At 70.8% G+C, this 23,690-nt stretch carries 20 protein-coding genes; 7 read left to right on the top strand and 13 right to left on the bottom strand.

The features are described 5' to 3' along the window. The first annotated feature begins 355 nt into the window (after positions 1–355). Positions 356–3,907: a S8 family serine peptidase gene (locus ACTOQ1_RS05125; protein ID WP_440064828.1), complete on the top strand. Its 3,552-nt coding sequence runs from the start codon at positions 356–358 to the stop codon at positions 3,905–3,907. A 447-nt stretch (positions 3,908–4,354) separates the two neighbouring features. On the opposite strand, the gene ACTOQ1_RS05120 is transcribed toward ACTOQ1_RS05125, so the two are convergent. The 6 genes from ACTOQ1_RS05120 to ACTOQ1_RS05095 form a co-directional block, all read right to left on the bottom strand. Then, positions 4,355–5,119 carry an SDR family NAD(P)-dependent oxidoreductase gene (locus ACTOQ1_RS05120; protein WP_440064826.1) on the bottom strand — a complete coding sequence of 255 codons (765 nt, stop codon included), beginning with the start codon at positions 5,117–5,119 and terminating at the stop codon, positions 4,355–4,357. A 21-nt stretch (positions 5,120–5,140) separates the two neighbouring features. Beyond that, entirely contained in the window at positions 5,141–5,581 is a 441-nt protein-coding gene (locus ACTOQ1_RS05115; RefSeq protein ID WP_440064824.1) for a MarR family winged helix-turn-helix transcriptional regulator, read from the bottom strand. Continuing rightward, positions 5,578–6,147 (bottom strand): NADPH-dependent FMN reductase, encoded by a 570-nt coding sequence (locus ACTOQ1_RS05110; RefSeq protein WP_440064822.1) that lies wholly within the window; start codon positions 6,145–6,147, stop codon positions 5,578–5,580. The genes ACTOQ1_RS05115 and ACTOQ1_RS05110 overlap by 4 nt, the downstream gene beginning before the upstream one ends. A gap of 330 nt (positions 6,148–6,477) precedes the next feature. Further along, a complete protein-coding gene (locus ACTOQ1_RS05105; protein WP_440064820.1) occupies positions 6,478–7,755 on the bottom strand; it encodes an MFS transporter in 1,278 nt (425 codons plus the stop codon). A gap of 355 nt (positions 7,756–8,110) precedes the next feature. Next, positions 8,111–8,635 (bottom strand): nitroreductase/quinone reductase family protein, encoded by a 525-nt coding sequence (locus ACTOQ1_RS05100; protein WP_440064818.1) that lies wholly within the window; start codon positions 8,633–8,635, stop codon positions 8,111–8,113. Between the two features lie 139 nt (positions 8,636–8,774). Continuing rightward, on the bottom strand, positions 8,775–9,242 hold the full coding sequence (locus ACTOQ1_RS05095; protein ID WP_440064816.1) for a hypothetical protein: 468 nt from the start codon (positions 9,240–9,242) through the stop codon (positions 8,775–8,777). Between the two features lie 216 nt (positions 9,243–9,458). Here ACTOQ1_RS05095 and ACTOQ1_RS05090 point away from each other — a divergent pair, with 216 nt between their 5' ends. Then, entirely contained in the window at positions 9,459–10,061 is a 603-nt protein-coding gene (locus ACTOQ1_RS05090) for a TetR/AcrR family transcriptional regulator (protein ID WP_440064814.1), read from the top strand. A gap of 152 nt (positions 10,062–10,213) precedes the next feature. On the opposite strand, the gene pruA is transcribed toward ACTOQ1_RS05090, so the two are convergent. Next, positions 10,214–11,839: an L-glutamate gamma-semialdehyde dehydrogenase gene (gene pruA / locus ACTOQ1_RS05085; RefSeq protein WP_440064812.1), complete on the bottom strand. Its 1,626-nt coding sequence runs from the start codon at positions 11,837–11,839 to the stop codon at positions 10,214–10,216. Further along, the gene (locus tag ACTOQ1_RS05080; protein WP_440064811.1) at positions 11,839–12,765 is read right to left on the bottom strand and encodes a proline dehydrogenase family protein; all 927 of its coding nucleotides are present in this window, start codon (positions 12,763–12,765) and stop codon (positions 11,839–11,841) included. The genes pruA and ACTOQ1_RS05080 overlap by 1 nt, the downstream gene beginning before the upstream one ends. 94 nt (positions 12,766–12,859) lie before the next feature. On the opposite strand from ACTOQ1_RS05080, the gene ACTOQ1_RS05075 reads away from it, so the two are divergent. After that, complete coding sequence (locus ACTOQ1_RS05075) at positions 12,860–13,930, top strand: PucR family transcriptional regulator (protein WP_440064809.1); 1,071 nt, start codon at positions 12,860–12,862, stop codon at positions 13,928–13,930. A gap of 80 nt (positions 13,931–14,010) precedes the next feature. Here ACTOQ1_RS05075 and ACTOQ1_RS05070 read toward each other — a convergent pair whose 3' ends face one another. Next, on the bottom strand, positions 14,011–14,760 hold the full coding sequence (locus tag ACTOQ1_RS05070; protein ID WP_440064808.1) for a glycoside hydrolase family 16 protein: 750 nt from the start codon (positions 14,758–14,760) through the stop codon (positions 14,011–14,013). Positions 14,761–14,872: 112 nt separating this feature from the next. Here ACTOQ1_RS05070 and ACTOQ1_RS05065 point away from each other — a divergent pair, with 112 nt between their 5' ends. Continuing rightward, a complete protein-coding gene (locus ACTOQ1_RS05065; protein ID WP_440064806.1) occupies positions 14,873–15,823 on the top strand; it encodes a hypothetical protein in 951 nt (316 codons plus the stop codon). Between the two features lie 284 nt (positions 15,824–16,107). Here ACTOQ1_RS05065 and ACTOQ1_RS05060 read toward each other — a convergent pair whose 3' ends face one another. From ACTOQ1_RS05060 to ACTOQ1_RS05050, 3 genes are all read right to left on the bottom strand, one after another. Next, positions 16,108–17,262: a glycosyltransferase gene (locus ACTOQ1_RS05060; RefSeq protein ID WP_440064804.1), complete on the bottom strand. Its 1,155-nt coding sequence runs from the start codon at positions 17,260–17,262 to the stop codon at positions 16,108–16,110. A 140-nt stretch (positions 17,263–17,402) separates the two neighbouring features. Continuing rightward, a complete protein-coding gene (locus ACTOQ1_RS05055; protein ID WP_440064803.1) occupies positions 17,403–18,356 on the bottom strand; it encodes an anti-sigma factor RsbA family regulatory protein in 954 nt (317 codons plus the stop codon). A gap of 187 nt (positions 18,357–18,543) precedes the next feature. Continuing rightward, on the bottom strand, positions 18,544–20,403 hold the full coding sequence (locus tag ACTOQ1_RS05050) for a SpoIIE family protein phosphatase (protein ID WP_440064801.1): 1,860 nt from the start codon (positions 20,401–20,403) through the stop codon (positions 18,544–18,546). Positions 20,404–20,528: 125 nt separating this feature from the next. Here ACTOQ1_RS05050 and ACTOQ1_RS05045 point away from each other — a divergent pair, with 125 nt between their 5' ends. Next, complete coding sequence (locus ACTOQ1_RS05045; RefSeq protein WP_440064800.1) at positions 20,529–21,257, top strand: ANTAR domain-containing protein; 729 nt, start codon at positions 20,529–20,531, stop codon at positions 21,255–21,257. 90 nt (positions 21,258–21,347) lie between these two features. Here the strand turns inward: ACTOQ1_RS05045 and ACTOQ1_RS05040 are convergent, their stop codons facing one another. Beyond that, on the bottom strand, positions 21,348–21,719 hold the full coding sequence (locus ACTOQ1_RS05040) for an STAS domain-containing protein (RefSeq protein ID WP_329093567.1): 372 nt from the start codon (positions 21,717–21,719) through the stop codon (positions 21,348–21,350). 195 nt (positions 21,720–21,914) lie between these two features. Here ACTOQ1_RS05040 and ACTOQ1_RS05035 point away from each other — a divergent pair, with 195 nt between their 5' ends. Beyond that, positions 21,915–22,691, top strand: a complete 777-nt coding sequence (locus tag ACTOQ1_RS05035) for a SigB/SigF/SigG family RNA polymerase sigma factor (RefSeq protein ID WP_440064797.1) — start codon at positions 21,915–21,917, stop codon at positions 22,689–22,691. A gap of 74 nt (positions 22,692–22,765) precedes the next feature. Next, complete coding sequence (locus ACTOQ1_RS05030) at positions 22,766–23,266, top strand: ATP-binding protein (protein ID WP_362675950.1); 501 nt, start codon at positions 22,766–22,768, stop codon at positions 23,264–23,266. Positions 23,267–23,690 lie beyond the last annotated feature (424 nt).

Raw genomic sequence — 23,690 nt, 5'->3', positions numbered from 1 at the left:
CGCCACCGCCGGTGGACCTCGGCGGCGTCGTGGCGCTGCTGGAGTCTCTCGTGCTCCCTCGTGTCGTGTTCCGTCAGATGGCGGAAACACGCCACCCCTGAGAAGGCTCCCCGCCTCCGGGCCCCGGCCCCCGGCCGGGACGGTTGAAGTCCCAGGTCATCGTCTGTCTCGCCGAGCCGGGACCGCGCGGATTCCCTCGCCTCACGCGGGCGCAAATTAAACCCTCGTAAATTTTTCTGTCCCTTATTGCAAGCAAATGCAACATTTATTCATTACCCTCCCCCGAGGTTAGGGAGATCCCTTATCGCCCATTTTGCTTCCCCCGCGGGCATCCCCTGCCCGTGAAGGAGATCGTGTGTTCACAGCCCGCCCCTGGCGAGTGGTCCTGATCGGGACCATCACCCTCGCCTCACTGATCCAGCAGAGCGTGGCGTACAGCGCCGCACAGGCCGCACCTGAATCCGACAAGATCGACCGGGTGGTCCAGGCCGACCTGTCCAAGGACGACAAGGCCACCTTCTGGGTGCGCCTGAAGGACGACGCCGACCTGCGGGCGGCGCGTACGGCGAAGACCAAGGCCGAGAAGGGCAAGGAGGTCTACCGGGCGAAGACGGAGACCGCCGCCGCCTCGCAGACGAACCTGCGCAAGCTCCTCAAGGCCGCACGCGCCGACTTCACCCCGTTCTGGATCGTCAACACCGTCAAGGTGACCGGCGACGCGAAACTGGCGGACGAGATCGCCAAGCTCCCCGAGGTGACGGCGATCGAGCCGCCCCAGGTCGTCCAGCTGCCCGACCCGGAGCCGGCCAAGGAGGTCAAGGCCACCGCGGCCTCCGTCGAGTGGAACGTCGACCGTATCAACGCCACCAAGGTGTGGGACGAACTCGGCGACCACGGCGAGGGCATCGTCATCGGGAGCATCGACAGCGGCGTGCAGTGGGACCACCCGGCGCTGGTCTCCGCCTATCGCGGCACGAAGGCCGACGGCAGCGTCGACCACAGCTACAACTGGGTCGACACGACAGGCGTATGCTCGGCCGGCGTGCCCTGTGACGACCTCGGCCACGGCACCCACACGATGGGCACCATGGTCGGTGGCGACGGCGGCGCCAACAACATCGGTGTCGCCCCCGGCGCCAAGTGGATCACCGCGAAGGCCTGCACGGTGAAGCCGAGGAGCTGCCCGAGCGACTCGCTGCTCGCCGCCGGCCAGTGGATGCTCGCGCCCACCGATCTGAACCACCAGAACCCGCGGCCCGACCTCGCGCCCGACGTCGTCAACAACTCCTGGGGCGGCGCCGGCCTCGATCTCTGGTACGACGAGATGGTCCGCGCCTGGGTCGCCGCCGGCATCTTCCCCACCTTCTCCAACGGGAACGAGGCCCTGAGGGCGCCCGTCACCTGTGAGAGCACCGGCAACCCCGGCGGGAACATCGCCGCCTACAGCGCCGGAGCGTTCGACTCCGACGGGCGCATCGGGGAGTTCTCCTCGCGCGGTCCCGGCGAGAACGGCGAGATCAAGCCGAACATCACCGCACCGGGCGTGAACATCCGCTCGTCCTGGAACGACGGCGGCTACCGCCCCAACTCCGGCACGTCGATGGCCAGCCCGCACGTCGCCGCCACGGTGGCGCTGATGTGGTCGATGTCGCCCAGCCTGAAGAACGACGTCGAGAACACCCGCGCCCTGCTCGACGGGACCGCGGCCGACGTCGACGACACGAGCTGCGGCGGCACCGCCGCCGACAACCATGTCTGGGGCGAGGGCATGCTCGACGCCTACGCCGCGGTCAAGTCGACCCCGCTCGGGGAACTGGGCACGCTGACCGGCACGGTCACCTCGGGCGGGTCCCCCCTGGCCGGCGCGACCATCAGCGTCTCCGGACCGGTGAGCCGTACGGTCACCACCGCGCAGGACGGGTCCTACACGCTGCCCCGTCTCCTGAGCGGCGACTACGAGATCACCTTCAGGAAGTTCACCTACGACGATGTCACCGCGACCGTCACCGTCACGACCGACCAGACGGTCACCCGGGACGCGTCGCTGGTGGCGCAGGCCCTGAGCACGGTGTCCGGGACGGTCACCAGCGTCGGCCTGCCCCAGGCCGGCGCCACGGTCACCGCGGCGGGCACGCCGGCCGGCGCGGTCACCGACGCCCAGGGCCACTACGAGCTCACACTGCCCCTCCGGGGCTTCGACCTGAAGGTCGCCGCGGGCTCGCGGTGCACGCAGGACGCCACCGTGCCCGTCACGGTGACCGGCGACCTGGTCAAGGACATCGAACTGGCGAGCCACACCGACTCCTTCGGCTACACCTGCAGGAGCGGCACCGAGCCGTACATCGAGGGCACCACCAAGGAGCAGCTCGGCGGCGACGACGAGAGCCAGATGATCACGCTGCCGTTCGCCTTCCCGTTCTACGGCAAGACCTACACCCGCGGCGCGGTCGCCACCAACGGGTTCCTGACCTTCGGTGCCAACACCTACGCCTTCCCGAGCAACACCTCCCTGCCCACCACCGGCGATTCCAACGCCTCCATCTACCCGTACTGGGAAGACCTGGCGATGTGGGACGACAGCGGGCTCTACACCGCCACCGTCGGCACCGCGCCGCACCGCACCTTCGTCGTGGAGTGGCGCAACGTGCAGTTCTACGACAGCGACGACCACTTCTCGTTCGAGGCGTTGCTCGGTGAGGACGGCTCGATCGGGTTCCGTTACCGCGGAATCGACGCCCCCATCGAGGCGGGCACGACCGCGACGATCGGCGTCGAGAACGCGGAGGGCACCGACGCCCTGCAGTACTCCTTCAAGACCGATCCTCTCCCCGCCATCGCCGACGGCCAGAGCCTGTCCTTCGCCGCCCGGCGGCACGGGCTGGTGACCGGCACCGTCACCGACGCCAACGACGGCAAGCCGCTGGCGGACGCGACGGTGCAGGTGGGCGACGTGGCCACCTTCACCACCGGAACCGACGGCACCTTCTTCGGGCAGGCCCCCGCCGGTGACCACCAGGTCGAGGTCTCCGAGGAGAACTACGGCACTCTCACCAAGCAGGTCACCGTCAAGGCCGGTGAGCGCAACCTGCTCGACACGGCCCTGGCCACCGGCCGGGTGACGGCGTCGACCGACGAGGTCACTTTCGTGATGCCGGCCTCCTCCACCAGGAAGGACACGGTCGAGCTGTCCAACCTGGGGGCCGACGCGGCGTACACCGTCGAGATCGCCTCCGGCCAGAGCTGGCTGGGCGTGACCCCGGCCAGTGGGCAGATCGCGGCCCGCGGGTCCGTGACGCTGCAGGTCACCGCGTCCAGCGAGGGTGTCCAGCCCGGCAGCGTCCGCACCGGAGTGCTGGTCGTGCGCTCGGCGAGCGGCCGCAACCCGGCGTTCCCGATCAGCGTGTCCGTCGTGGTGCCGAAGTTCCAGGTCGCCATCGAGGCCGGCGGTTCCAGGAAGGTCGTCGACGCCGTCGGCGACGTCTGGGCGGCCGACCGGAAGTACACACCGGGCGGCTACGGCTACGTGGGCAACGGCGACAAGACGAGCACCTCGAGCAAGACCGTCAAGGGCACCACCGAGCAGGCGCTCTACAGGAGCGCCCGCGAGGACATGCGGGAGTACCGGTTCGACAAGGTGCCCACGGGGGTCTACACCATCGAACTGGGCTTCGCCGAGACCCGGAACAAGCGTCCGGGCAAGCGGGTCTTCGACGTCGGCATCGAGGGCAAGCTCGCGATCTCGGCGCTCGACCTCGCCCGGGAGGCGGGGGAGAACACCGCGGTCAGCCGCCAGTACACGGTGAAGGTCACCGACGGCCAGATCAACGTGGGCTTCACCGCGCGGACCGGCGATCCCATCGTCAACTCCATCCGTGTCAGCGAGCGTCCCGACAGGGCCGCCCAGTAGGCGCGATCCACACCCTCGACCGGCCCGTCCCGCTCGGCGGGACGGGCCGGTTCCATGATCGCCGGCTCGATCGCGGCAGCGCTGGTCTCCCCGGCGTCCTGCGGCCTCCGCCTCGACGACCCCGGCCACCCGGCCGTCCGCGACGGCCGGGATCCGAACGCGGTGGCGGTCGGCTCAGGCCGGTTTCTCGATCACCACGGTCTGGCCGGGTCCGACGCGTCGAGGATGGATCGTGGATGAGCGGCGCCGTAGCCGACAGGACCGATGCCCGAGCCTCTCGATTCGAGACCCGGGCATCGCTTCGCCGTGAGGCGGTCACTCGGAAAAGCCCGGCGACTTGAGGCCGGGCCGCCGCCGTCCCGTCCGCGGAACGTCAGCCCATGTACGGGTAGCGGTGGTCGACCGGAGAGACGGCCGCCTCCTCTACCGCGCCGGGGGGGCGGAGGGTCAGCCGGGGGTGAGGAAGTGGCCGTCGGTTCTGATGGCCTCGCCGGTGGTGTTGGTGTTGGCGGCCGAGCACAGGTAGACGATCATGCGTGCGGCGTCGTCGGGGTGGCTGACACGCTTGGTCGCGGCGGCCTCGCTCGCCTTGTCGAGCAGGTGCTGCGGCATGGATTTGTCCGCGGGGGTGAAGCCCGGCATGACGACGTTGGTGAGGATGCCGGCGGAGGCGAGTTCCCTGGACATCACCCGGGTGAGGCCGTGCAGACCCGCCTTGGCGGCCACGTAGGAGACGCTGCCGGGGAGACCGTCCTCGACCAGTCCTGTGGAGACGTTGACGATGCGGCCCCATCCGTTCGCCCGCATGTCGGCCAGCACGGCGCGGGCCAGCAGGTAGGGGCCGACCAGGTTCGCGCTCACCGACGTGGTGAACCGCTCGGGCGGCGCGGTCTCGAACAGTTCGCCCGGCTCGGGCCAGTCCGGCCAGCGAACGGCGTTGTTGACCAGGACGTCGACCGGTCCGAGCCGGTCGCGGGCGTGCGTGACCGCGGCCTGCAGCGAGTCGGGGCGGCCGAGGTCGAGCCGCCAGGCGATCGCCCGGGTTCCGCGCTGTTCGGCCATGGCGACGGTCTCCTCCGCGGCCTGGAGGTTGGTGTGGTAACCGACGGCGATGTGTGCCTTCTCCTCGGCGAAGGCCAGCGCGGTGGCCCTGCCGATGGCCGTGCTCGCGCCGGTCACCAGGACGACTTTTCCTGCGAGTCCGAGTTCCATGCGTTCTCCTGCGGGTGGTGGTCAGGTGAGGTTGTCGCGGACGCTGTGCAGCAGCCGGATGAGACGCATGGCGTCAGCCTCGCCGAGCCCGGCGCTCGCCCGGCTTTCCACCTGCGCCCACGCGGTCACGACGGCGTCGACCACGGCCTCGCCGCGTCCGGTCAGCCGCAACCGGGTCACCCGGCGATCGCCGGGGTCGGGAGCGCGCTCGACGAACCCGGCCCGCTCCATGCGGGTGATCGCTTTGGCGATGGTGGGCTGCTCGATGCCGATGCGCTGGACGAGGTCCGCCTGGGTGGTCTCGGGATTGTGGTGAAGGTCGACGATGAGAAGCTCCTGGCCCAGGTGCAGGCCGAGCTCGGCCATCCGGCGCTGCATCTCGGCGCGGTGCGCCCGGGTGACCTCGGCGAGGGCGTAGCCGATCGGCCCCTGTTCGGCCGCGACCTGCCGTCCGGCGGTCACGCCGGCACCGCCGGCCGGTCATCCGCGACGCGGGCGAGGACACGCTGCCACAGCCGGGTGATGTCGTGTCGCGCCTCCTCCTCCGTCAGGACTCCGTCGGCGTCGAGGTGACGGTGGGCGAAGCCGACCGCCACGTCGAAGTCGGAGAGCACCTCGGCGCCGACCCGCCGCAGCATGTCGCCGAGCTGCAACTGGGCGAAGACTCCGCCGAACCGGTTGGTTGACGCGCTCATCAGCACCACCGGCTTGCCCGCCAGCGGGCGCGGGGGCGCGAGGATCGACAGCCAGTCGAGGAGGTCCTTCAGCTGCCCCGGGATGCCGCGGCTCAGCTCCGGCGTCACCAGCAGCAGCACATCGGCCGCCGCCACGCGCTCGCGCAGAGCGCTGACGGCCTGGGGGAAGGGACGGCCACGGGTGGCGTCCAGGCGGGGAACCCGGGCGTGGTCGTCCCACACCTCCACCCGCAACGGGGCGTCCGCCAGCTGCTGCGCGGCGCGGAGGAGCGATCGGTTGTGCGATCCCTCCCGGGTGCTCCCGCAGATCGCCAGCACGTCGATGATTTCCATAGTCGGCTATCTTATAGTCGGCTATATAAATACCGCAAATCTGCGGCGGTCCGAAGGTGACGCCTCCCCGATCGGCTGGTCGCCGGGTGGTCGTCGCCCGTCTCCGGAACGAACCGTGCCGGCGCACGGCGGTGGTGCGCCTCCAGCCCGGTCGCGACCGGATCGCAGATCGTCGGCCATGCCGGACCGGGCATGTACAGACATGCGACCGAGACCGGGGCGCGCCGGTAGCCGGCCGACTCGAAGTGGGGCAGCCGGGCCGCGGCCTGATCGTCGGAGCGACCGGAATCACGCCGATCACGAAGACCGCTCCGGCGCCGAACACCTGGGTCAGCCCTTCATGTGCTCCGTGTCCCTGCCAAGAGTGTTCCTGCGCAGCACTCCCGGCAGGGTCAGCGCGACGAGTACGGTGGCGAGCGCGCCGCCGCCGCCCGCGATGATGAGGGTCACCGGCGCGGAGGTGGCATCGAGCAGGAAACCACCGGCGACATAGGACAGCGCGGCGGCCACCCCGACGGCTCCGTAGAGGTTGCCGAAGACCCTGCCGAGCATTTTTGGCGGGACCAGCCGCTGCAGCATGGTGTTGGCGGCCACGTCCATCGCCGCGATGCCTAATCCACGGACGAACTGGGTGGCGAACGCGGCCGCGACGGCCCAGGCCAGCCCGGTGAGCAGGTTGCCCACGCTGCTCACCGCGAAGCCCGCGATCAGCAGGACCACCAGCGGCACGCGAGTGCTGTAACGGATCATCAGGGCGTACCCGAGGAGCAGCCCTATGCCGACCGCCGCCAGAAGCAACCCCACCGCCGAGTCGCCGGAGGCGAAGGTCACCTTGGCCAGGAGCACCAGCGCGACGTCGTCGACTCCGTTGAACGCGACGACGGCACAGAAACCCAGGGCGATGATCCGCACCACCTTGGCCGACCAGATGTAACCCAGCCCGGACTTCGCGTCCTGCAGGAGCGAGGACTTCTCGCCGCCCTCGGCGGGGATCGGGGGGAGAGACTTCAGCCGGAGCAGAAGCGCCCCCGCCAGCAGGAAGGAGGCCGCGTCGACCAGGAGAACGCCGCGGACGCCGATGAAGGGGAACAGCACCGCCGCGATCAGTGGCCCGAGAGTCTCGGCGGCGTTGGTCCCGAATCCGAGCGTGGAGTTGGCGGTCTCCAAGTCCCTGTCTCGCACCAGCCCCGGTATCGCCGCCCGTGAGGCCGGCAGGAACACCTGCCCCGCGATCGCGCGGAGACCCACCAGCACCAGCAACAGAGGCAGCGGCGGCAGCGAGAGCGCGATGAGCAGAAGGATCGTGCCCTGAGCGACCTCGCAGACGATCATCACCCGCCTGAGGTCGAAGCGGTCGCTGATCGCGCCGGCGATCGGACTGAGCAGGGAAGGAACGAAATCCCCGACGAGCAGAAGTAAGGAGACCGCGATCGCCTGCCCCGTCGTGTCGGCCACGTGAAGCATCAGCGCGACGAGGCTGAGTGCGTCACCGCCGACGGAGATGACTCGCGACGACCACAGAGGCAGGAACCTTGGGTTGTCGCGCAGCATGCTCAGTGCGCCCGTCCCCTCAGCCCCGGTTCCCGTGCCGGCATCAGAGGCTGACATGCTCTCCTCTCTCCTCCGCTTGGGGGCGGGGCACGACCTTACAGGGATGTTCGTCTTCGATGAGCGACTCGACTCCCTTTCTTTTGATGGCGTTGTCTATCGCTGCTCGCATTCCTGTTGGCGAGGAGTGGCACGTCATCGGGAGTCGTGGTTCGGCGGTGGCCGGATCCAAAGAGCCGTCACCGCCCGGGTCGAGCGCCGCGAGTCCGCCGCGTGGGCCCTTCTCGGTGATGAGGAAGTTGACGCGTCGTAAGACATGGGCCCGGTGGTCTCCGGTACGGCCGTGACCGACGACCGTGCCGTCGTGTTTTTGTTTCGCTGCACTCCGAGTCCCGTCATACCGCGTCGAGGCGGGTCAGGCGTGTCCGGCCGTGCGCGATGAGCCGATCCGGAAGACGGGATGTGCTTCGGCGATCGCCGCGAAGGCCTCCAGCGGGGAATCTCGGGTGACCGGCAGATGCGGCCGGGCACCGGGCGCCAACGCCAGGTAACGGCGCAGGATCGGGGCACGCGCACCGGGATCGACCTCCTGAAGCAGGATCGGTCGGCGTCGGCCCCGGTGCAGGACCGCCCGGCCGCCGGCGGCGCGGACGTTGCGGACCCAGTTGGCGTCGTTGCCGAGCATGGACACGAGGTACTTCTGGCCTTCGTGGTCGGCCACCACCACCGGGACCGCGATCGTCCGGCCGCTGGAGCGGCCGCGTACCTCGAGCGTGACCGCCCGGCGGGGCGCGAGCAGCCCGGTCGAGTGCTGCAGGGCGGCCAGGCGGTTCAGCACCCGTGCCGCCAGATGGGGGCGGCCTCCGCGGTACATCCACCGTTTGACCGCGTACAGTCGGCCGAGGATGCCCGGTCTCGGGTGGTTCGGCATGGCTGCCATCGTTTCCCTCTTGTCATCATCAGGAGCGCTTTCGTGGTTTCCCCGCGAGAGGCGAGGCGTTTTCAGGACCGGCGTGTCTCGAGCAGTACGTCCGGATGGCCCGGCGCGGGGCCGTCCAGCAGAGGTGCCGGGAGGTTTCTCAGATGCCGGTCGAAGAACGCCAGACTGTAGGCGTTGAGGATGGCGTGCGCCCGCTTCGCGGGGACCGAGCCGGTGACCCCGAAACGGGCTCGACCTGGAAGGTGTTCATCTGGCGAAAGCCCGTCGCCCCCTCCAAAAAGACCAGCACCGGATAGCGAGACCGCTGCGCGGCCACGGGTGCGGACTCGACGGCGTTCGTCGTCACGTGACGCAGATGCCCGAAGGTGGAATCCAGCACCCGCGCCAGGCGCGCCATGGCCACGAAGACGTCGTCGTCCTGCACGTAGGCGGCACGGGGAGCGGACGGCGCACCGGCCGCGGGATACCAGATCTGCACCATCAGCTCGCGGCGGGCACGTGGGTCCGCGGCGAGGACTTGGTGCCCTGCGAGGGCGTGGGCGGGCATTGTCATCCTCGATTCCTCGGACAGGGTCCGCACCCGGGAGGGGCGGGCCACCGCGTTCATACGGTGAAGATCGGATGCTGCGCGGGGAGACGACCGCGCGCCGGCGCGGGACGGGTGCCGGAGCAGCGCCGTTCGGTAGCCGGGAGCGGGAGGGAGAGGGCGGCCGCCGCCCGGTGGTGGCGGATGGCCCCATCCTTCAACTAGTGGCATATGATGTCAAGATGGCATGCACTGCCATATAGCGGGTCCGGGTCATATGGGCGGTACGCTTGGGCGGTGCCTCCGACCCTTCGCCAGCGCAACCGGCTGGCCGCGATGCACCACATCATCGAAACCGCGATCGATCTGTTCGACGAACACGGCTACAGCGCGGTCACCGTCGAGCAGGTGGCCGCGGCCGCCGGAGTGTCGCCGCGCACCTTCTACCGTTACTTCGGCACCAAGGAAGGCCTGTTCACCACCGACACCCACGCCGCCGTCGGCCATGACCTGCTGGAGGAGCAGCTCGACCTGGACGATCTTCCGGGCACCCTTCAGCGGATCGTCGCGAGCGTTCACGCGGCCGCGGCGCCGTCCGGCGAGGCGGCGGGGTACACCCCCTGGCGCGGCATGCGTTACGTGCTGGAGGAGCCGGCGGTACGGGAAGCCGTGTACACCGCCCTGGACGACCTCGCCGAACGACTTGTCCCCGCGCTGCTGTCCAAGGGCGTCACCCCGACGCGGGCACGCGTCACCGTCCGCGCCTACCTGTTCGGTGTCTATTTCGGGGCCCTGGAGCAGTGGCACCTCGACGGCCGGGTGCGCCCCCTGCCGGACTACGTCCACGAGGGCTCGGCGGTCCTCGCCCGTCCGCTCGCGGCCTCGGACTCCTCCCAGTGATCACAAGCCGGTTCGGCCGTACCTCGGCTGTGGCCGGAAACGAGTGGCGCCTGGACTTCGCATACGAAGTCCAGGCGCCACTCGTTTCCGGCCTGTCCGGGAAAGCCGAACTTCTTGAGATCAGGCTGCCGCGTCGCCCGACCCGAGGAACCTCACCCCATGTGCGGGTAGCGGTGGTCGACCGGAGGCACGAAGGTCTCCTTGATGGTCCTGGCGCTGACCCAGCGGGTCAGGTTGAGGATCGACCCGGCCTTGTCGTTGGTCCCCGACGCGCGGCCCCCGCCGAAGGGCTGCTGGCCGACGACCGCGCCGGTCGGCTTGTCGTTGATGTAGAAGTTGCCCGCCGCGAAGCGCAGCCGCTCCGACGCCGAGGTGATCGCGTAGCGGTCCCTGGCGATGATCGAGCCGGTCAGCGCGTACGGCGAGACGCTCTCCATCTGGTCCAGGACCGTGTCGAAGTCCGCGTCGTCGTAGACGTGCACGCCGAGGATCGGCCCGAAGTACTCCTTGACGAAGATCTCGTCGGTGGGGTCGGCGGACTCCAGGATGGTCGGCCGCACGAAGTAGCCGGTCGAGTCGTCGTACGAGCCGGTCAGCACGTTGATCGAGTCGAGCGAGCGGGCCCGGTCGATCGCGGCCCTGTTCTTGGCGAACGCCCGCTCGTCGATGACCGCGCCCATGAAGGTCGACAGGTCCGCGGCCACGTCCCCGACGGTGAGCGACTCGGCGGTGCTCACGAGCTCGTCGCGGATCACCGACCAGACCGAGCGCGGCACGTACGCGCGGGAGGCGGCCGAGCACTTCTGCCCCTGGTACTCGAACGCGCCGCGGATCAGCGCGGTGGTGAGCGCCGCGGGGTCGGCCGAGGGGTGGGCGAGCACGAAGTCCTTGCCGCCGGTCTCACCGACCAGGCGCGGGTAGGACCGGTACGAGGCGATGTTGGCGCCGACCGTGGACCACAGGTGCTGGAAGGTCGGCGTGGAGCCGGTGAAGTGGATGGCCGCCAGCTCCGGGTGGGTCGTCGCGACCTCGGAGACGGCCGCGCCGTTGCCGGTCACCATGTTGATGACGCCCGGCGGCAGCCCCGCCTCCTCCAGCAGGCGCATGGTGAAGTGCGCGGAGAACTGCTGGGTGGGGGAGGGCTTCCAGACGACGACGTTGCCCATCAGGGCCGGCGCCGACGGCAGGTTCGCGGCGATGGCGGTGAAGTTGAACGGCGTGATCGCCAGGACGAAGCCCTCCAGCGGCCGGTACTCCATCCGGTTCCACACCCCGGGCGAGGAGACCGGCTGGTCGCTGAGCAGCCGCCGCGCGAAGTCCACGTTGAAGCGCAGGAAGTCGATCAGCTCGCAGGCGGCGTCGATCTCCGCCTGCTGCGCGGACTTGGACTGGCCCAGGATCGTCGCGCCGTTCAGCGTCTGCCGGTACGGGCCGGCCAGCAGGTCCGCGGCCCGCAGGAAGATCGCGGCCCGCTCGTCGAACGGCATGGCGCGCCACGCGGGCGCCGCCCCCAGCGCCGCGTCGATCGCCGAGCGCACGTCGTCGGCGTTCGCGTCCGCCGTGCGGCCCAGCACCGAGGCGTGGTTGTGCGGCTGGACCACCTCGATCGAGGCGCCGCCGCCCATCCGCTGCTCGCCGCCGATCGTCATCGTCAGGTCGAGCTGTGCCCCGGCCAGCTCCTTGACGCGGTTCTCCAGCGCCGCGCGCTCGGCACTGCCGGGCGCGTAGCCGAGCACCGGCTCGTTGGACGGGGCGGGAACGGTGGAGATGGCATCCATTACTTGCCTCCAAGGGCACGAAGAAAGAAGGCGACGTTCGCCGGGCGCTCGGCCAGCCGGCGCATGAAGTAGCCGTACCAGTCGTCCCCGTACGGGATGTAGACGCGCACGGTGTGACCCGCTCCCGCCAGGGCCTGCTGCTTGTCGGCCCTGATCCCGTAGAGCATCTGGTACTCGTAGTCACCCTGCGACCTGGCGAACCGGTCGGCGAGCGTCTCGGTGATCGCGATCAGCCGGTCGTCGTGCGTGGCCACCATCGGGTAGCCCGCGCCCGACATGAGGATGCGCAGGCAGCGTACGTAGGCCTTGTCGACCTCGTTCTTGTTCTGGTGCGCCACCGAGGCGGGCTCGGCGTAGGCGCCCTTGACCAGGCGCACCCGCGACCCCTCGTACGCCAGGTCACGGCAGTCGGCCTCGCTGCGGAAGAGGTAGGACTGCACGGCGACACCGGTGGAGGGGAAGTCCGCGCGCAGCGCCCGCAGGATCGCGAGCGTCGAGTCGACCGTGGTGTGGTCCTCCATGTCGAGGGTCACGCTCGCCCCGGAGGCGGCGGCCGCCTCGCAGATCTGCAGCGCGTTCTCCAGAGCGATCTTGTCGCCGTCGGCGCCGAGCGCCTGGCCGACCGCGGAGAGCTTCACCGACACCTCGGCCCGGTCCCCGAGCCCCAGCCCGTCCAGCGCGCCGAGCAGCGTGACGTACGCCCCGGCCGTCTGGATGGCGGCGGCGGAGTCCCGCGTCTCCTCACCCAGGTGGTCGACGGTGACGGCCAGGCCGGCGGCGGCGAGCCCGCGGATCGCCTCGACCGCCTCCTGGGGCGTCTCGCCCGCGACGAAGCGATCGACGACCTTGCGCGTCAGCGGCACGCCGGAGACCGTGCGCCGTACCAACGGCAACCGGGATGCGCCGAGAAGGAGAGAACCGAGCATGTTCTCAGCCTAAAACCTCGGCTCGCGCGGCCATCATGTGCATCTGCCACGACCAACGGGTGGGGCGTTCATACATATGTACGACAATGGTGGGGTGTTGCAGGAGACGGTAGACGAGATCGCCGCCAGGCTGGGCGCCTCGGCCACCCTGGAGGACCGGGCCTTCCAGCTCCTGGCCTACGCCGCGCAGAGCGGCGACATCGACGTGGTGCGCCAGGAGTCCATCCTGCGGCGCCGCGCGACGGACCAGGTGCGCGCCTACTTCGAGGGGTACGGCATCGCCGGGGCCCGCGGGCCGGTCCGCATCCCAGCCGACGCCGACCTGGGCGTGCTCGCGCGGGTGTGCGTGCCGCTGCGGCACCACGAGGTGACCTACGGCTACCTGTGGCTCCTCGACGACGGCACGCTCGGCGACGACGCCCTCGCCTCGGTCGGCGACCTGGTCTCCCGGGCCGCCACCGCCCTGGCGCAGGAGGCCCGCAGCCGCCAGGACCTGGGCGCGAACCTGCGGGAGCTGTTCTCCTCCGACGCAGAGGAGCGCTCCCGGGCGCTGGCGCGGCTGGAGGACGTGCGCGGCCCGGTGGCGGCGATCGCCGCCCGCACCTCCCCGGACCGGGTCGCCGCCCTGTGGACGCTCCCGCGCGCCGTGCTCGCCGACCCCGCGTTCCCGGTACGGGGCGAGCCACTGGTCGCCCTCCTGGTCCCGGCGGGCCAGGCGGAGGAGCTGGCCGACCGGATCCAGGGCATGTACGCGACGGTGGTGGGCGTCGGCGCCCCCAGGGAAGAACCCGCGCAGGCCTGGCGAAGCTGGCGGGAGGCCGTGCACGCGCTCGGCGTCGCCGGCCGGGTGCCCGCGCTGGCCCCCGTCGCCACCTGGCCGGGGCTGGGCGTCTACCGGCTGCTCGCCCGGATGTCCCCGGCGGGGCTGCGGGAGCTGGCGGAGGAGATCGCCGGGCTGGCCGAGGACACGGAGCTGGCCAGGACCGTGGAGGGCTACCTCGACCGCGCCGGCCACGTCCAGGAGACCGCCGGCGCGCTCGGCGTGCACCGCCAGACGCTCTACTACCGGCTGGCCAAGGCGGAACGGCTCACCGGCAGGAACCTGGCCGACGGCGAGGACCGCCTGCTCATCCACCTCGCCCTCAAGGCGGCCCACCTGCTCTGACCAACCGGCCTCACCGGCCCCACCGGCTCCCGCCAGACGGCGGCTCAGACGGCGGCTCAGGCTGTGGCTCAGACGAGGGCTCAGACGGGGGCCCGGTAGACCTTCACCCAGTCCACGTACATGCTGACCGTCGGGGGAGTGGAGCGGTTGCGGCACGGCGACCACTCGTTGCACGTCACGTCGTTCTGGAGCGTCAGGTGCATGGAGCGGCTCCTCGGCACGTTCGGCCCCCGGTAGTCCCACACCTTCCTGCCGTCCAGCCAGAACGTCAGCCGGCCGGGCAGCCAGTCGACCGCGACCGTGTGCCACCGGGTGAAGTCGGCCCGCATCTGCCGCTGGGCCTGGGGCCGGTCGCCGCGGTGCACGAAGATCCCGCCCGACCTGCGGCTCGGGTCGATGATCTCGGCGAAGTCGACCTCCGCGTACTCCCCGCCGCCCTGGTCGGACGGCCAGAGCAGCGCCACCGGGGTGTAGCCCGCGCCGCGCTCGGCCCGCAGCCGCACCTCCCAGCGCCCGTACCGCTGCGCGCTGCGGGTCGCGATGCCCCCCGACAGGTCCCTGCCGCCGTAGAACCCGCCCTTGAGCCGCAGGACGCCGCCGCCCACGCTCGTGGCCCGCCCGGTGCGCGGGTTGGTCTCGGCGCCGGGGGAGTGGTAGACGACCCACCTGCGGCCGTCGACGCGGGTGCCGTTGAAGTTCTCCACCAGGACCGGGGCGCCCCACCCGGGAGCGGCGGACGGGCTCGCCTGCGCGGACGCGCCCGGCGCGGTCAGCGAGGAGAACGCGAGGGAGGCGGCCAGAACGCCCAGGAACGCGCCACGAATCGACATGGGAACATCAAAGCAACGATCGCACTCCAGTAACAGAGGTATCCCGTTTTCGCATACGTCCCACGGGTTCGGGGGGGTGCTCTCCCTGCCCGGCTGTGCCACGATTTCGCACATGGACGACGTTGACGCCGTACGACGGGCGCTGGCCCGGCTGGTGGAGTCCGGTGAGCTCCGCGCCGAGCAGGTGGAGCCGGTCGCCCTCGCCGTCGGCGAGGCGCTGCGCGAGCCGGGAGCGGGAGACCGGGTCAGGTGGAGCGAGATCCTCGCGTACGTCGGCGGGGGGCTCGTCCTGGCCGGTGCCGCGGCCTTCGTCGGCCTGGGCTGGGACCGGATGACCCAGCCGGCGAGGATCACGGTCCTCGCCGTGGTCACGTTCCTCCTGCTGGCGGTGGCCGCGGGGCTCGGCGCGGCGGCGCGGTCGGCGACCGGCAGGACGGCCGCCGTGCAGGGCAGGGTCGCCGCCACGCTCGCCGCGCTGGGCTCGGGCACGGCGGCCCTGTGCGCCGGAGTGGCGGTCGACCGCCAGGAGGTGCTCGTCGCCGGCGTGGCCGGGCTGCTGGTCGCGGCGGCGGCCTACGCGCTGCTGCCCACCGCGATCGGCCTGCTGGCCTGCGGCGGTTTCGCCCTGCTCACGGTGACCGGCCTGATGGACGCCTCCGCCGAGGAGGGCGCCGGCTGGGGCCTGGCCTACGTCGCGCTGGGCGTGCTCATCCTGGTGGCCGCCCTCGCCGGGTTGCTCATCCCTCGCGACCTGGGGCTGGGCATGGGCGCCGCCATCGCGATCTTCGGCGGCCAGTGGCCCGTCCTGTGGGACGGAGGCGCCTGGGGATACTGGCTGACCGCGGTGATCGCGCTGGCCTGCCTGGCGCTGTACGGGCGCCGGCGCACCTGGGTGCTGATCGTCAGTGGCGTGGCCGGGCTGACGCTCGCCGTCCCCGAGGCCGTCTGGGACTGGACGGACGGGGCCGTGGGCGGCGCGGTGATCCTGGTCGTGGCCGGGGTCGTCCTGCTGGCCGCCAGCGGTCTCGGCGTCGTCCTGCACCGCCGCGCGACCCGGTCGTAGACGTCGCGGGACCGTGCGGCCCGGTCCCAGGCGTCGCGGAAGCCGGTCGCGGGACCGTGCGGCCCGGTTCCAGGCGGCGCGGAAGCCGGTCGCGGGACCGTGCGGCCCGGTTCCAGGCGGCGCGGAAGCCGGTCGCGGGTGTCACGCGATTCGGTCGTGGGGCCCCGCGCGAACCGGTCACCACGCGTTCCGTACGCGAAAGACCGGGGGCCCTTCTCAGGACCCCCGGTCTCGGAGTGCGTTCCCCGCGCGGCCCGCGGTGCCGACCGGCGCGGCGGGCGCGGTCAGCGGGCGGAGCCGGACAGCGCGTTCTCGTAGACGTGGACGAGCTCCTGGCTGATCCGCTCCCACGAGTAGCGGGACCGGGCGCGGTCGGCACCGGCGAAGCCGAGCGCGGTGCGACGGGTCGGGTCGGCGAGCAGCTCGCGGGTCAGGCGGGAGGTCTGCGCCGGACGGTCGGCGGGCACCAGCAGGCCGGTCACCCCGTCCACCACGGAGTCGAGGTGGGCTCCCACCGCGGAGGCGATGACGGGAACGCCGCAGGCCATGGCCTCCAGCGCCACAACGCCCGCCGGCGCCTCCCTGGGCAGCGAGACGACCACGTCGGCGCTGCGCATCAGCTTGGCGACCGAGGAGTGCGGGATGTGACCGAGAACCGTGATCCGGTCGTCGACGCCGATCTCCTTGGCCAGCAGCATCATGCGGTGCGCGTCGGCGTCGTGCTCCAGGTCCACGGACGCGGGACCACCGGCGATGATCAGCTCGGCCTCGGGGATGCCCTCCAGCGCGCGGATCGCGGTGTGCACGCCCTTGTCGGCCGTGAGCGGGCCGACGTGCAGCAGGCGGGGCCGGGTGCCGCGGGCGGCGGCCGGACCCTGGCGGCGGAACCGCTCGACGTCGACGCCGCACGGGATGACCGAGATGTTGCGGCGCGGCACGCCCAGCCGGATCAGCGAGCTCTCCTCGTCGCCGCACCCGGCGATCACCGCGCTGGCCCGGCGCCCGATGGCCCGCTGCAGCCGGACCTTCTTGGCGTCGCGGGTGTTCTCGCTGCTGAAGGTCTGGGTGAACGGCACGTTGAGGCCGTTCGCTCCGGCGATCGCGGCCAGCCCGCCGGTCCAGGAGTGCGCGTGGATGACGTCCGGGCGCTCCTGCCCCCAGCGGTGCATCAGCTGGTCGCCGAGGTCGGACAGGTAGGGCAGGACGCCGTCCTCGGGAAGGTTCTGCGCGGGCCCGGCGGTCAGGTTCTCCAGCGTGACGCCCTGCGACACGCGGACCTTGGACTTCTCCGAGTCGGAGTTCCTCCGGCTGTAGATCGTGACCTTGTGCTCGCGGCCGAGCTCACGGGCGACTGCCATCAGGTGAGCCCGCTGGGCGGCGAGGTCGGACTCGTCCTGGGTGGAGGAGAGAGCCTCGGAGGAGACGAATGCAATGTTCACGGCACACCTCTGGGAGGAGATTAGGCATGGAAAGCCTGTGATTCCTTCAGGGGTGCCTGCGTCTTAGGCACACGTCTGTATGAGGTCAACCATACCCCGATCTCCGCCAAAGCCAAACCCTCGACAGGGAACCGGGCTCGCTAATAGGACCTGCTCTGCCGCGACTCCTCGGCCCTGGCACTCGGGACGTGCAGCTGGATCACGCATCCGCGCCGGTCATTGTGGATGTCGAGGCGGTCGCACAGCTGCCTGGCGATCCACAGGCCGTCGCCGGGGCCGGCCACCGAACCCGGCGGGAGGAAGCCGGCGACCGGATCGGCGACACGCCCGCCCCGGCGGTCGACGTGACAGGTGATCGCGCCCAGCCGCTCCCACATCCGCACCGTCACGGGCGGCCCCAGCAGGGCGGCCACCTCGCAGGCGGCGACCGAGAGCAGCTTCGCGCGGTCGTGGCTCAGCCCCATGAAGGACGCGTGGCCGGTGACGAACACCCGCAGGGCGTGGAGCGTCTCCACGTGCGCGGCGGCCGAGTCACCCGGTGGTTCGAGGGGCGGGAAGGAGTCGCACTCGCCGATGAAGTCCGCGGGCTCGGCGTACTCGGGGCAGGGTGTCATCGAGACGCCGTCCTCGGAGAGCGTGGGGTGGGTACGACGCGCGGTCGCCACCACCCCCGGATCCGCCGTCCTCTCGTCGTACGGGCAGATCATCCACACGTTGGTGGCGCGCAGCAGCAGGTTCAGGCCCGACTCCATGCGCTGCCAGGCCCGTACGTCGGCGGGCGAGCGTCCGGCCCACACCGGCTCGGCGAGGATCCGCACGTGCCCGCCGCGCGGGGCCTCGGCGCCGCGCCGCTGCCAGTAGCGGTGGAAGGCGGTGGCACGTTCCACCGTCCGGCGGCCCAGGAACGCCGTCTCCGCGTAGTCGACCAGCCTGCCGTCCCTGCCCAGGGCACCCCCGAGAAGCTCCAGATTGGCCGAGGTGGTCGCGACCATCACCGGGTCGCCCTTGGCCAGCCCGTCCCGGACGAAGGGCAGCGCCATCGCCAGGAAACGCCCGTCGGAGCCGTACACCGCGGCCTGGTGGATGGAGGTCATCCGAGCATCCCGGACCCGGCCAGGCCGGAGAAGGAGGGACGGGTCCCCTCGCCCGGTTCGACCCGACCCGAAGAGGGCCGATCCTGAAGCGATCCCATACCCCGCCCCACTTCGTCGGACACGGGCGCCGCCGGGCGCGGCCCCTCGTCGCTCGGCGGAACCGACGGGTCACACCGAGTTAGTCAAGCTATACGACACGGAGGGCGAGTATCACGATCTCATCCCAAACTCTCCCGCCGGAGAAAGCGTGCCGGTCCTCCTCCACGGTTTTGACGATCTCGGCGGGAGACTGCGCCACGCAACGCGCCAGCACGTCCGCCAGCCTGGTCTCGCCGTAGGACTCGCCCAGCTCGTTCTGCGAGGCCACCAGGCCGTCGGAGTAGAAGACCAGGGTCTGGCCGGAGGTCAGCGTGACCTCCTCGGTGAACATCTCCGCCTCGGGGGCGATGCCCAGCGGAACGCCGCCCCCGGCGGTGAACCGCACCCCGCCGTCGGGCAGCAGCAGCGCGGCGGGGTGGTGCCCCGCGCTGGCCAGCCTGATCTTGCGCGCCTTGATGAACCCGGTCACCGCCATCACGAACATGCCGTTGTGCTGGGCGGTCAGGGCCTGGTTCAGCTTGCGCATCACCTCGCCGGGGTCGGTCTCCCAGACGCTGAGCACGCGCAGGCCGTTGCGCACCATGGCGCTGACCGACGCGGCCTCCTCACCCTTGCCCGCGGCGCCCCCGAGGGCGAACCCCCACCCCTCGCCGGCGCGGAAGACGTCGTAGAACTCGGCGCCGACCGGGCTGGAGCCCGCGTTGTAGATGGCCGCCGCCTCGAATCCCGGGATGTCCGGCAGGCTCCGGGGCACCACGCTGGTACGCAGTGCGTCGGCCGCCCGCGAGCGGGTCTGGAAGCTGCGCCGCGCGCGCAGCGCGAGCCCCAGATGGACGCCGATCTCCTCCATCAGCCCGAGATCGGCCAGCGAGAACGGCTCGCGGTCGCGCAGCCGCACCAGGGTCAGCGAGCCCAGCACACCCTCCTCACCGCCGATCGGCACGATCAGCACCGAGGCGGCCCCCATCACCCGCAGCAGCGGCGGGCCACCGGGGACGTCGCCGAGCAGCCCGTCGTCCTCCAGCATCTCGTGCACCACGCCAGAACCGCCGGTCAGCACGTGCGCGACGGCCGGCGCGGTCAGCGGGTTCATCCCCTCGGCGAGGCGGACCAGCTGGGTCACCGGCTTGTCGCTCGGGCCGAGCACGCAGGCCCGCCTGGGCATGCCGTCGCGGACCACGTCGGCGATCACCCAGTCGGCCCACTCGGCGGCCAGCAGCCGGGAGGCCCTGGTGACGGTCACCGGCTGGCGCAGGCTCTCCTCGTCGAGCAGCAGGCGGGTCATCCTGGCCAGCAGCTCCTGCCGGCGCGCCGCGGCCATGACCAGGGCGGCGTCCGAGCGGTCGGCCGGGCCGTGGGGCGGCCCGGCCACCTGCGCCTCCAGCGGCAGGATCATGACCGCGACCATCTCCTGCGGCTCGCCCGGCATCGTGAGCCGGGTGACGGCCAGCTGCACCGTGTGCGCGCGGCCCTGGTGGGCCAGCCGCGTCTGGAGGGTCGCGGTCTGGCCGCCCTGCTGGACCGCCGTCAGGTGCGAGCGGAACGCCGCCCGCCGGGAGACGTCGACGAACAGCGGGAACGAGCGGCCGATCAGGTATCCCGCGGGACTGCCGAGCATCCGGGAGGTCTCGGCGCTGATCCGCCGCACCACCCCCGAGGCGTCCAGCACCACCACCGGGATGGGGAAGGTACGGAACACCTGCCGCAGCAGCTTGAGCTCCCGCTGCGACCCGCTCTCCCGCTCGCCCGAGCGTTTGGGCGCCTTGCGCAGCTCGCGCACCGAGGCGTCCAGCAGCTCGCGGGCGGTGTCGAGCTCCGCGAGCGCCGCGTCGAGTGTGGACCGGGGGTCGGCGGGGTAGGCGGACTTCGCCTCGCGCAGGGAGGAGACCCTGGTGGTCAGCGCGTTCAGCGCCTGCTCCAGGGTCTGAAGGCCAATGGCGTCGGTCAATGCTCGTCCTCGTCAGGGGCCGGAGTGGGCTGGTCCCGTCGTAGACGGTACGCCACCCGGTAGGTCGAATCGATGCGTGGTCGGATAGTGGTTAAGTTAGCGACACAGACAAGGGGAGTCGCGAGATGGACATGGTCACCCCCGTTCTCGCCCGGGACCTCGCGGTCCTTGGCAGGGTCAGTGAGGAAACGTCGACCGAGAGCGTGCTGCGCGGGCTCACGGCCACCCTCGCGGGCGGTGTGCCCGGTTGCGCGGGCGGCTCCGCCGAGCTCTGGCGCCGGGAGCGTATGGTCGTCTCAGCCTCCCACAGCGAGCTCATCGTGCTTCTCGACAGCGAGGAGGAACTCGGCGAGGGCCCCTCGTCCGAGGCCCGCGCCACCGGGCGCCACGTGATCGTCCAGGACGTCCTGCGCGAGCCCCGCTGGCCGGCGTACACCGGCATGGCCGTCCGCTGCGGCGTCCGCTCGGTCCTGGCGATGCCCATCGTCATCGAGCACGCCGTCCTGGTCCTCGGCATGTACGGGGTGCGCCCCGGCGTCTTCGCGGCCAGGAACGTCCCGCCGCTGGCCGAGATGCTCGCCGAGCAGGTGGGGGTGGCCCTCGCCAACATGTGGGACTACGACGAGGTCCGCACCGACGCGGCCCAGATGCAGGAGGCCCTCGCCGGCCGGGCGATCATCGACCAGGCCAAGGGCATCATCATGAAGTCCAGCGGCTGCTCGGCCGAGGCGGCCTTCGACGAGCTGCGCCGCATCTCGCAGCACCACCAGGTGAAGGTCGCCGACCTGGCCAAGCTGCTGGTCGAGGAGCACCAGCGCAACCGCGAGGCGAAGAAAGAGAACAAAGAGGGCTGAAACCCCTGCCGGTGGCCCCGCCCTCGGTGATCGGTACTTGATCGTCTCGGCCGGCCGGGGTGGTCCCCGGCCGGCCGAGACGATCGGCCGCTAGCCGAAGGCGGCGATCGCGTCGTCGATCGTGTCGTACAGGGGCAGACGCTGGGCCAGACCGGTGATCCACATCACCTTGGTCTTGGCGTACTCCACTCCGATGAGGGCGAACTTGGCGCCCGCGGTGGTGCTGACCTGCCAGTGGTGGACGATGAGTCCCAGCGCGCGTGAGTCCATGAAGGTCACCCCGCTCAGATCCAGCGCCATGTCGAGACCGTGCTCGCCGGTCTCCGCCGCCAGGTAGTCGGCGAACTGATCTCTCGTCGTCGCGTCCAGCAGACCCGTCACCCGGATCACGTTGATCCCACTGACGAGCGCCGACGTGAGAGTCAGGGCTGCCGATCTCTCGCCGTTCTCCGACACCGTCACTCAGGGCCTCCTCGTGCCATTCGATTAGCAACCTTACTGTTACCTGGGGGCGAGTAATACTCCAGGATTCCGGGCAATAATGGAACCAGAGGTCCAGCAGAGGGCCTCGCCTCGAAAAACAGGTCGAGGCGATGCCGTCTGCCCGGATGTTGCTTCCGTGGTCGGCTCGCCCGACAGTAATACCAGGGAGCAGCAATGTCTGTTCAGGCACTCGCACTCACCGACATGACCGCCGAGGAACTCCTCGCCGAGATGTCCCTGCCTGAGATCTCCGAATACCGCGCCGAGCGTCTGCGTGAGCGCATCGTCGAGATGCACCGCCACCTCGCCATGGAGATCGCCCGCCGCTACCGCTACCGCGGCGAGCCGCTGGAGGACCTCCTGCAGGCCGCGTACGTGGGGCTGATGAAGGCCATCAACGGCTTCGACCCGACTCTCGGGCACCCCTTCCGCGGCTACGCCGTGGTCACCATGACCGGTGAGGTCAAGCGCCACTTCCGCGACCGCACCTGGGCCATCCGCGTCCCCCGCGTCTACCAGGAGCGCAGAGCCGAGCTGAACCGCCTGGTCTCCGACCTCAGCCAGGACCTCGGCCGCGCCCCCACGGTCGCCGAGCTGGCCAAGAAGATGCACATCTCCGAAGAGGACGTCCTGCTCACCCTCGACGCCTCCGCCGCCTACAGCGCCCTCTCGCTGGACGCCCCGCTCGGCGCCGACGACGACGCCGCCGCGCTGGGCGACGTCATCCCCGACGAGGACGACGCGCTGGGCACGCTCGTGGACCGCGAGGCGGTCAAGCCGTTGATCGACAAGCTGCCGGAGCGGGAGAAGAACATCCTCCTGCTGCGCTTCTTCGGCAACATGACCCAGGCCGAGATAGCGGCGGAATTCGGGATCTCCCAGATGCACGTCTCCCGTATCCTGCGGAAGGTGCTTGACCAGCTCCGCGAGGAACTTGTCGCCGAATGCTGAATACACCGCTCGTTACAGGGCACCCAAGTCGGCGACAACGGACGTGGCGTAAGGTGCGTTTGAATGGATCCCGGATGCTGAGGACAACGGCGGACTGGGACAGGGGAGGCGGATCTCGGGTGAACGAGGACGGTGTTCGTCCCGCTCGCTTCACGGCGAGCGGCGGCCGTTCCCCGATGATCCCGGCCGGAGCCGCTGTCGCCGAGCTCGCCTTCTGCCTCCCTGACCTTCCCGACGTGCGCGACTTCGCCTCCGCCCAGGCCGTGCGGAGCGGCATGTCCCAGGAGGGCCTCGCCGACTTCCTGGTGGCGCTGAACGAGGTGGCCACCAACGCGGTCACCCACGGTCACACCACCGCCAAGGCCGTGCTGCGGATGTGGACGGTCGGCCGGACCCTCGTCGTGGAGATCCACGACGAGGGTCAGTGGGACCCCGGCCCCAACCCGGGGGAGACACCCCCCGGGCCGCACGCGACCAGCGGCATGGGCCTGTGGGTGGCCCGGATGGTCAGCTCCGACATCAAGTTCGAGACCGGGGCCTCGGGGACGTTCATCACCATGTCGTTCAAGGTCTGAATGTCGGTCGAGGTCTGAACCCGCCTCTCCGGGACACGCCCGGACCCGTGCGGGGATCGTGGGCGGCGCTACGTGGCCACGTACGCCGCCCCCCGATCTTCCCCTGCCTTCCTCCCCTTCGCCGGCGCGAGGCGCGTACATCGCCCTCGACGCCGGTTTTCTCATGCCCTGCGGGGTCTCCGCCGGAAACGCCGGACGGCACCGCCGGGGCTTCGCGCGTTCTTCGCATGTCCTTCGCGTTTCCTTCGCCCGCACCGCCCAGCCTGCCCGGCTTCCGGCCTCCCGAGGAACGGGAGCGAACGGACGAACGGGAGACGGGCGGAGCAAACGGGAAGGGCCCCGTCCGTGTGGACGCTGTTGGTAAATCCCGGGCTTGCGTGATGATGGCCTGCGCGACCCTGTTTGGGTTGCGCAGGCCGTCGTC

This window comes from Streptosporangium sp. OZ121 (assembly GCF_051918885.1).
Taxonomy (GTDB): Bacteria; Actinomycetota; Actinomycetes; order Streptosporangiales; family Streptosporangiaceae; genus Streptosporangium.
This window is presented reverse-complemented; position numbering and strand designations above follow the sequence as displayed.

Excerpts from the sequence above, each read along its gene's own strand:
- ACTOQ1_RS05120 (WP_440064826.1), bottom strand. The coding sequence starts at position 5,119 with ATGGAACTCGGACTCGCAGGAAAAGTCGTCCTGGTGACCGGCGCGAGC.
- ACTOQ1_RS05110 (WP_440064822.1), bottom strand. The coding sequence starts at position 6,147 with ATGGAAATCATCGACGTGCTGGCGATCTGCGGGAGCACCCGGGAGGGA.
- ACTOQ1_RS05105 (WP_440064820.1), bottom strand. The coding sequence starts at position 7,755 with ATGTCAGCCTCTGATGCCGGCACGGGAACCGGGGCTGAGGGGACGGGC.
- ACTOQ1_RS05100 (WP_440064818.1), bottom strand. The coding sequence starts at position 8,635 with ATGGCAGCCATGCCGAACCACCCGAGACCGGGCATCCTCGGCCGACTG.
- ACTOQ1_RS05095 (WP_440064816.1), bottom strand. The coding sequence starts at position 9,242 with ATGAACGCGGTGGCCCGCCCCTCCCGGGTGCGGACCCTGTCCGAGGAA.
- pruA (WP_440064812.1), bottom strand. The coding sequence starts at position 11,839 with ATGGATGCCATCTCCACCGTTCCCGCCCCGTCCAACGAGCCGGTGCTC.
- ACTOQ1_RS05080 (WP_440064811.1), bottom strand. The coding sequence starts at position 12,765 with ATGCTCGGTTCTCTCCTTCTCGGCGCATCCCGGTTGCCGTTGGTACGG.
- ACTOQ1_RS05070 (WP_440064808.1), bottom strand. The coding sequence starts at position 14,760 with ATGTCGATTCGTGGCGCGTTCCTGGGCGTTCTGGCCGCCTCCCTCGCG.
- ACTOQ1_RS05065 (WP_440064806.1), top strand. The coding sequence starts at position 14,873 with ATGGACGACGTTGACGCCGTACGACGGGCGCTGGCCCGGCTGGTGGAG.
- ACTOQ1_RS05055 (WP_440064803.1), bottom strand. The coding sequence starts at position 18,356 with ATGACCTCCATCCACCAGGCCGCGGTGTACGGCTCCGACGGGCGTTTC.
- ACTOQ1_RS05045 (WP_440064800.1), top strand. The coding sequence starts at position 20,529 with ATGGACATGGTCACCCCCGTTCTCGCCCGGGACCTCGCGGTCCTTGGC.
- ACTOQ1_RS05035 (WP_440064797.1), top strand. The coding sequence starts at position 21,915 with ATGTCTGTTCAGGCACTCGCACTCACCGACATGACCGCCGAGGAACTC.
- ACTOQ1_RS05030 (WP_362675950.1), top strand. The coding sequence starts at position 22,766 with ATGCTGAGGACAACGGCGGACTGGGACAGGGGAGGCGGATCTCGGGTG.